Raw genomic sequence first — 7,079 nt, 5'->3', positions numbered from 1 at the left:
GGCAGAGCTTTTAGATCTGGCCTGGCGCACGCGATACGATCTTAGGTATCTCGCCCCCGGCGCAGAAGGCAGCATTCGACTGCGCCATACGTCGTGGCGAACGAGGATCAGAAGCGATAAGGTGTTCGATAGGCTCTCTCATGCGGTGTATGGACTCGCGCTAAGCGAAGCGTCATCGGTATCAGACCTATCGTCGATTGCGAGTTACATCGGTGTATACCGTGAATGTACGCGCGATTGCGGTTGGCAACTGTCCAGCGCGCTTGACATAGCGCGTAGCGATCGCAGCGCATCGGGCAAGCAGCGCTCGAGAACGAGGACTTATCGAAATTTTTGGTTAGCGTGTGTTCGGGTTCGCACTGGGCGGCGGCTTGGAGTTGGCTCATTCTTGTACTTTTGCTCGTCGCAACGCCGTGCGCCCAGTTCGCGCATGCGGAGGTCATAATCGGCCAATTGTCGGGGGCGGACGGGACTCAACAACTCCAACGGTCGATCGGACGCTCGCGAGCGCTCGACATGATGCCAACCGTACGTACTGTCGATGCGAAAGAAGCATTGAGATTCGGCCTCTTAAATTTGGTGCTGCAGGCCTTTTGGAGGATGTCAATGCCTTCATTGCTCCGTTCATGTCACTGAGCCAAGTTGCAGTGGCTGCCTCAAACGAGCAGTGTGTCGATCGAATTGCCCCTTATGGACGGACTTGAAATCGAGGTCGACGAGCTGTACGAGTTGAACAAGAGTAGCGACGCCGAAGAGGGAAGGCGTGCGTTCCTCGAAAAACGCACGTCCGTCTTTGCAGGGCGCTATACATCTTACGATCCATCTATCCGGAATGGGGCTTAAGTCTGCGTAGCGGCACTGGGACCGATACACCTGGCCCACTGCTTGTCGACGCCGATTTCGGCACCAGCATGTATCAATTTTCAGGTCGGCTAGTCGCGAGCACGCCGGCTTCAAGGGGCAGAAATGAGAGTATCAGAGTACATCCAACATGACGCACTCGGCTTGGCCGCGCTGCTCAAAGAAAAATCGGTTTCGCCGGAAGAATTGATGAATTGTGCGATCGAGCTTGCAATCAAGGTCGATCCTAAGATTCACGCGCTTTGTTATCCGGATTTCGACGGCGCGCGGGCGCGAGCGAAAACGGTGGCAGTTAAAGGAGTGTTCGGCGCCGTGCCGTTCTTGCTCAAGGACTCGGCTCTGGCATCGAAGCAATTCCCGACGAGTATTGGATCGAATCTGTTCCGCGATATCCCGTTCAAATACGACGCCACCCTCGTCGAGCGATTCAACGACGCGGGGCTGATCTCGTTTGCCCGCACTACAGTGCCTGAACTGTGCATGGCGCCGACAACAGAAGCTACTGCAAATGGGCACCCGACGAAGAATCCTTGGGATCAAAGCCGTTCGTCGGGCGGATCAAGTGGCGGGGCGGCAGCTGCAGTGGCAGCCGGTATTGTTCCAATCGCGCACGGCAGCGACGGGGGGGGGTCTATCCGGATTCCCGCGTCATGTTGCGGGGTATTCGGATTGAAGCCGTCACGTGGACGGATTCCGATGGGGCCATCGCGTGGTGAAGGCTGGGGGGGGCTCGCCGTCGAGGGCGTGCTTTCCAAAAGCGTACGTGACACTGCGGCGGCGTTGGATGCGGTCGGAGGCTACGAGGCGGGGGCTCCTTACGCCTCGCCGTCCGCGCCAACATCGTATTTGGATCTTCTCGGACGCGATGTCGCAAAGCCCCTACGAATTGCGAAATGGACGTCTGCCTTCAACAATATTCCAGTCGCTCAAGCGTGTCTCGATGCCGTCGAGTTTGCGGCGACGCTGTTAAAGCGTGCGGGTCACGAGGTCGTGGACGCGCAGCTGCCATCCATCGACTACGACGAATTGGTTCATGCCCACGTCACTGTATTGATGGCGAATGCCTATGCATCGATCACAGGCATGGTTGAGGGCCGGGACGAGGCGAGCTGGAGGTCTCGCATCGAGCCCGCAATTTTCGACGCCTACAAACGAGGCGGCGAGTTGAGCGCCGCGCAATACATCGCAGCGATCAACACGTTCCACAGCGTTGGCCGGCGCATGGCTAGGGGCATGAAGGATTTCGACCTTGCCTTGAGTCCCACACTTACACAGCTTCCTGTGCATTTGGGCCAGTTCTCGATGAATACCGATTTCTGGTCGTTTCGTCGGGAGGTCTCAAAATACACTGCGTTCTTGACGATCGGCAACGCATCCGGACAGCCCTCGGCTAGCGTGCCCTCGTATTGGACCGCAGCAGGGTTGCCGGTTGGGGTCCAACTCGTCGGACACTTCGGACGGGAAGACCAAATCCTCACAACGGCGGCGCAAATCGAGGAACTCGCGCCCTGGTCCGGTCGGATTCCGGATCTGTAAAGCGAATTGGTAAGCCCTCTGCTCGCGCGGTTCAGGTTTTCCTCAACGATCTCATTGCCATTTTTGCCGATGGATCACGACTTGAATTTTGACTTGCGAGTCTAATTTTTGTATTGTAGAGTATGTAGACCGTACCCCGATGAGAAAACCTCCGAGCGTCGTGCCGGATTTCTCTATGCAGGCGATTGCATCGATGGGGTTTGGCCCGCGTTCTAATCAGGATATTGACCGATGACGACTGTTTGCTTGACGTTCGATTTCGACGCACTCGCGATTTGGTTTAGCACGTTCAAGCAGACCACCCCGACAGCGTTATCTCGGGGCGAGTATGGTGTCCGCGCTGGACTGCCACGTATTCTGACCATGCTTGCTCGTCAAGGAGTAAGGGCAACGTTTTTTACCCCTGCCCATACGGCGCGCAATTTTCCGGACGCACTCGAGTTAATCGTAAGCGGTGGCCACGAAGTCGCTGCGCATGGCCTCCTTCACGAGAGTCCGGTCGGGCTCCCGATCGATGAAGAGCGCGATCTGTTGCATCGCAGCTTGGAAGAACTTCAGGCGATTACGGGCAAGCGACCGCGCGGATATCGCTCGCCAGCGTGGGACCTGAGCGACAACAGCATCGTGCTTCTGGAGGAAGCGGGCCTTCAGTACGACAGCAGCATGATGGCTAACGACTTCCAGCCGTATTTCGCTCGGCGAGGTGACGTGATGTCGGACGACAAGGTTACCTTTGGCGCCGACAGTTCGATCGTCGAACTCCCGGTGGCGTGGGAGCTCGATGACTACCCCTACTTTCACTGGTCGGCACGCCCGTACAACGCAGGGTTGCGTGCTACAGAAGACGTTTTTTTGGCATGGAAGGGCGAGTTCGACGCAGCATATGCCGAAGACGGCTTTTTCACGTTGACGTGCCACCCGGAGATCATCGGCAGAGGTCCAAGAGTGGCGATGCTCGAACGCTTGATTGAGCACATGCGAGCTCGGGCGGGCGTGAGTTTCATGACAATGGAAGAAGCGGCGAAGCAGTTCAAAGCAGTGGCGTTATCTAAGAACGTCAAGTAACCAAATCAAACGAAGTGAGGAATTGAACATGTCTACGATGGAAGCTCCGGTCGCCGATCAGCTCGGCCCGAATGCAAAGTACTACGAGGAACTGGAAGTTGGTCAGGAGTGGGTGACGCCGCGCCGCACGATTGCCGAGGCTGACATCGTGCTGTTCACGGCAGTAACCGGTGACCAAAATCCGGTTCACACCGACGAAGAATTTGCTAAGAACAGTGTCTTCGGTGCGCGTCTGTTGCACGGTCCGGCCGTATTCGCAATTGCAACGGGGCTCGAGTTCCGCCTCGGCCTGAAGGAAGGTACCGCCATCGCTTTTCTGGGCATGACCTGGGACATGAAGGGGCCCGTGAAGGCTGGCGATACACTGCACGTGCGTGAGCGCGTGACGTCCAAACGTGAGACGAAAAAGTCTACCGCCGGCATCGTGTTCTTCCATGTTGCGGTGGAGAACCAACGTGGGGAAGTGGTCCAGGAAGGCGAGTGGAAAGTCATGATGAAGCGCAAGCCGGGCTTCGCCTCTTAAATACGCCAGATGGTCATGCAGGCATGAACAGCAACCTGATAACAGCCGAAATCGAAGCGCACGCCAAGCGCAACAGTGAACGCGTTGCTCTGTGCAGCACAGAGACGGTGTTGACGTACGGGCAACTCGTGGAGCAAGTGGGAGCCCTTGGTGACCGACTCAAGCGCATTGGCATCGGGCCTGGCAGCACCGTTGCGTCGCTTTGCGAGAATCGCGTCGAAGTGATTTTGCTCTACTATGCGCTTGGCAAGATCGGCGGGACTTTCGTTTCGGTGAATCCCAGCTTGACGGCGCATGAGGTCGCATACATCCTCGACCACGCAAGTGTCGCGCTCTTGTTGCATGACGAGAAAAAGCGGGATGTTGCAGAGTCAGCTGCTGCGCTGGTACCTGCTACGCGCTTGGCGTCTCTAGATGGCCTAGGCGAACTCGGCGCCATGAGCGAACCGCAGACCCGCGACGCGCAAACTGAGATTTTTCAGATTGCGTATACGTCGGGTTCGACCGGGCGTCCCAAAGCAGTCGCGTTCGATCAGGCCGCCGAAGTCGATGGCAATCGATCGCTTATCGAGTTGTGGGCGATGACACCGGCGGATGTCACCGTCGTGGCATTACCCCTTGGGTTTTTGTACGGTCTTTCGACCGCATCTTCCATGACCCTGCAGGCTGGAGCGGAAGTCGTGCTGATGCGGCGATTCCACCCGCGCGAAGCGCTGGAAGCGTTCTCGCTCCACAACGCGACGGTGTTCCACGGCGTGCCGACGATGTTTGCCATGATGCTTGAGTATGCCGAGCAGAATGACTTACACATCGACTTGTCCTTCATGCGCCTACTGGTGTCGGCTGGCGCCCCGTTGTCGCGCGAGCTGCGCAATCGCTTCGAGGCCAGGTTCAACAAAAGGATCGATGACTACTATGGGCTGACGGAAGTTCGACCGGTCTTCGGTCGATTTGCCAATGACCCTGCGCCTGTCCCCGACAGTGCAATTGGGAAGGCCGCGCCAGGCGTAGTCATCAAGATCATCGATGCCAGCGGCAATGAAGTGAAACCCGGGGAAGTGGGAGAGTTGCTGGTGCGCGCGCCTTCGACGACGTGCGGCTACTACAAGAACCCCGAATTGACGGCGGCTACCTTCGAGCACGGCCTGATGAGAACCGGAGATCTGGGCTATCGAGACGACGAAGGGTTCTACTACCTTACGGGCCGAATCAAGGACATCATCATCCGTGGCGGCGCGAACATCGCACCTGCGGAAGTTGAAGAAACCATTGCGTCGCATCCGGACGTTCAATCTGCCTCGGTGATTGGCGTGCCGGATGAGAAGTTCGGTCAGGTCGTTGCTGCCTACGTGGTTTCCCGCGATGCCAAGCACGTCTCAGCGGATGTATTGATCGAGTATTGTAAATCGAGACTTGCTGATTTTAAGGTTCCCAGCCAGATCTATTGGACCAACGAGCTGCCGCTCGGCATCACTGGCAAGGTCGATAAGAAGGCTCTCCTTGCGCGTTGGACCGAAGAGCACACGCAGGCGTAAAGCATGGTCTTGGCAGGAAGGATGGCATGGGGTGCATGCGCGATCGCGCAGGGGGGATCAGCGTACATTTTTGGCCTCATGCATGAGGCCATTTTGATAGACAGTAACCATGACGACGCACAAGATCGCGGTAATCGCAGGCGATGGCATTGGGAAGGAAGTGATGCCGGAGGGCCTGCGCGTTGTTAAAGCTGCCGCAGAGAAGTATGACATCAGACTCGAATTCGAGACGTTCGATTGGGCGAACTGCGACTACTATGGCGAGCATGGCGACATGATGCCGGCCGACTGGTTCGGGCAACTGCGCGGCTTTGAGGCAATTTACTTCGGGGCAGTCGGCTGGCCTGCAATCGTTCCCGACCATATCTCTCTGTGGGGTTCACTCCTCAAGTTTCGGCGCGAGTTCGACCAGTATGTCAACTTGCGTCCCGTGCGTCTCATGCCAGGCGTGCCTTGCCCGCTTGCAGGGAAGGAGCCGAGCGATATCGACTTCTATGTCGTGCGTGAGAACACGGAAGGGGAGTACTCCTCAGTTGGCGGACACCTTTTTGCCGGAACCGATCGGGAGGTTGTTCTCCAAGAGGCGGTGTTCTCGCGCCATGGCGTCGACAGAATCGTGAAGTTTGCCTATGAGTTAGCGAACAGCCGCCCGAAGAAGCATCTCACGTCCGCGACGAAGTCGAACGGTATCTCGATCTCCATGCCGTTCTGGGACGAGCGCGTTGCCGCGATTAGCGCGATGTATCCCGAGGTGAAGACGGACAAATATCATATCGATATCCTCTGCGCACGTTTCGTTCTCTCGCCAGAGCGCTTCGACGTCGTGGTCGCGTCGAATCTGTTCGGCGACATCCTTTCGGATCTTGGACCAGCATGCGCCGGTACGATCGGCATCGCGCCCTCGGCGAACCTGAATCCAGAAAGAACGTTTCCGTCGCTGTTCGAGCCCGTGCATGGCTCGGCGCCCGATATCTACGGCAAGAACGTTGCAAACCCGCTCGGCATGATCTGGACCGGCGCGATGATGCTCGATTTTCTGGGTCGAGGGCAGGACAAGTATCGTGCTGCGCACGACGCCATCTTGCGGGCCATCGAGGAAGGCATCGCGCAGGGGCCACGCACGCCGGATTTGGGCGGAACCGCAAATACGACTCAGGTGGGTGTCGACGTCAGTGAGCGCGTAAGGCAAGCGTAACGGCATGAGAACGGCTCGGAGACGGCAGGCGGCGACATAGGGAAACTCCTATGTCGCCGCTAAGCTTTGATGGGTCTGGCTCTCGCCGCTCGGTAGTCGTAGCCGGACACAAAGCCCTCGTTTCAAAAAACTCAACGTACTAAAGTTTTTAAATACCAGTAGTTCTTCTAATTTGACTGAATAGTATGAGCAGCTTCGGTGCAGCAGGCGGTATAAAGCCGGCGCAATGCACGGAAGCACACTATGTCGCGGTGCGTAGCGTCGCGCTTCCCGCCACGAACCATCGATGAGTTGTTTCGCTGGTTTCGAGGCGACGGCCGTTTTTCGCGAAGAGGCTCGAAACCCAGAGGTAACTGTTCCTCGT

6 protein-coding genes are annotated in these 7,079 nt (G+C 57.2%); all 6 read left to right on the top strand.

All coding sequences use genetic code 11. The annotated features are described in order from the left end of the window. Positions 1-333 precede the first annotated feature (333 nt). Positions 334-636 carry an enoyl-CoA hydratase-related protein gene (locus tag NQV17_RS38280; protein WP_374692810.1) on the top strand — a complete coding sequence of 101 codons (303 nt, stop codon included), beginning with the start codon at positions 334-336 and terminating at the stop codon, positions 634-636. A gap of 369 nt (positions 637-1,005) precedes the next feature. Beyond that, positions 1,006-2,397 (top strand): amidase, encoded by a 1,392-nt coding sequence (locus tag NQV17_RS37485; protein WP_374692809.1) that lies wholly within the window; start codon positions 1,006-1,008, stop codon positions 2,395-2,397. Between the two features lie 246 nt (positions 2,398-2,643). Continuing rightward, positions 2,644-3,462, top strand: coding sequence for a polysaccharide deacetylase (locus tag NQV17_RS37480; RefSeq protein WP_257776113.1), 819 nt, complete (start codon positions 2,644-2,646; stop codon positions 3,460-3,462). 28 nt (positions 3,463-3,490) lie between these two features. Beyond that, the gene (locus NQV17_RS37475; protein WP_257776112.1) at positions 3,491-3,985 is read left to right on the top strand and encodes a MaoC/PaaZ C-terminal domain-containing protein; all 495 of its coding nucleotides are present in this window, start codon (positions 3,491-3,493) and stop codon (positions 3,983-3,985) included. A gap of 23 nt (positions 3,986-4,008) precedes the next feature. Then, on the top strand, positions 4,009-5,520 hold the full coding sequence (locus NQV17_RS37470; RefSeq protein ID WP_257776111.1) for a class I adenylate-forming enzyme family protein: 1,512 nt from the start codon (positions 4,009-4,011) through the stop codon (positions 5,518-5,520). A gap of 109 nt (positions 5,521-5,629) precedes the next feature. Next, positions 5,630-6,715 (top strand): tartrate dehydrogenase, encoded by a 1,086-nt coding sequence (locus NQV17_RS37465; RefSeq protein ID WP_257776110.1) that lies wholly within the window; start codon positions 5,630-5,632, stop codon positions 6,713-6,715. The last annotated feature ends 364 nt before the right edge of the window (positions 6,716-7,079 follow it).

Origin of the sequence: Burkholderia sp. SCN-KJ (assembly GCF_024656005.1) — a bacterium.
Taxonomy (GTDB): Bacteria; Pseudomonadota; Gammaproteobacteria; order Burkholderiales; family Burkholderiaceae; genus Burkholderia.
The sequence above is the reverse complement of the archived record's forward strand: the minus strand, read 5'-3'. Positions and strand labels throughout refer to the sequence as shown.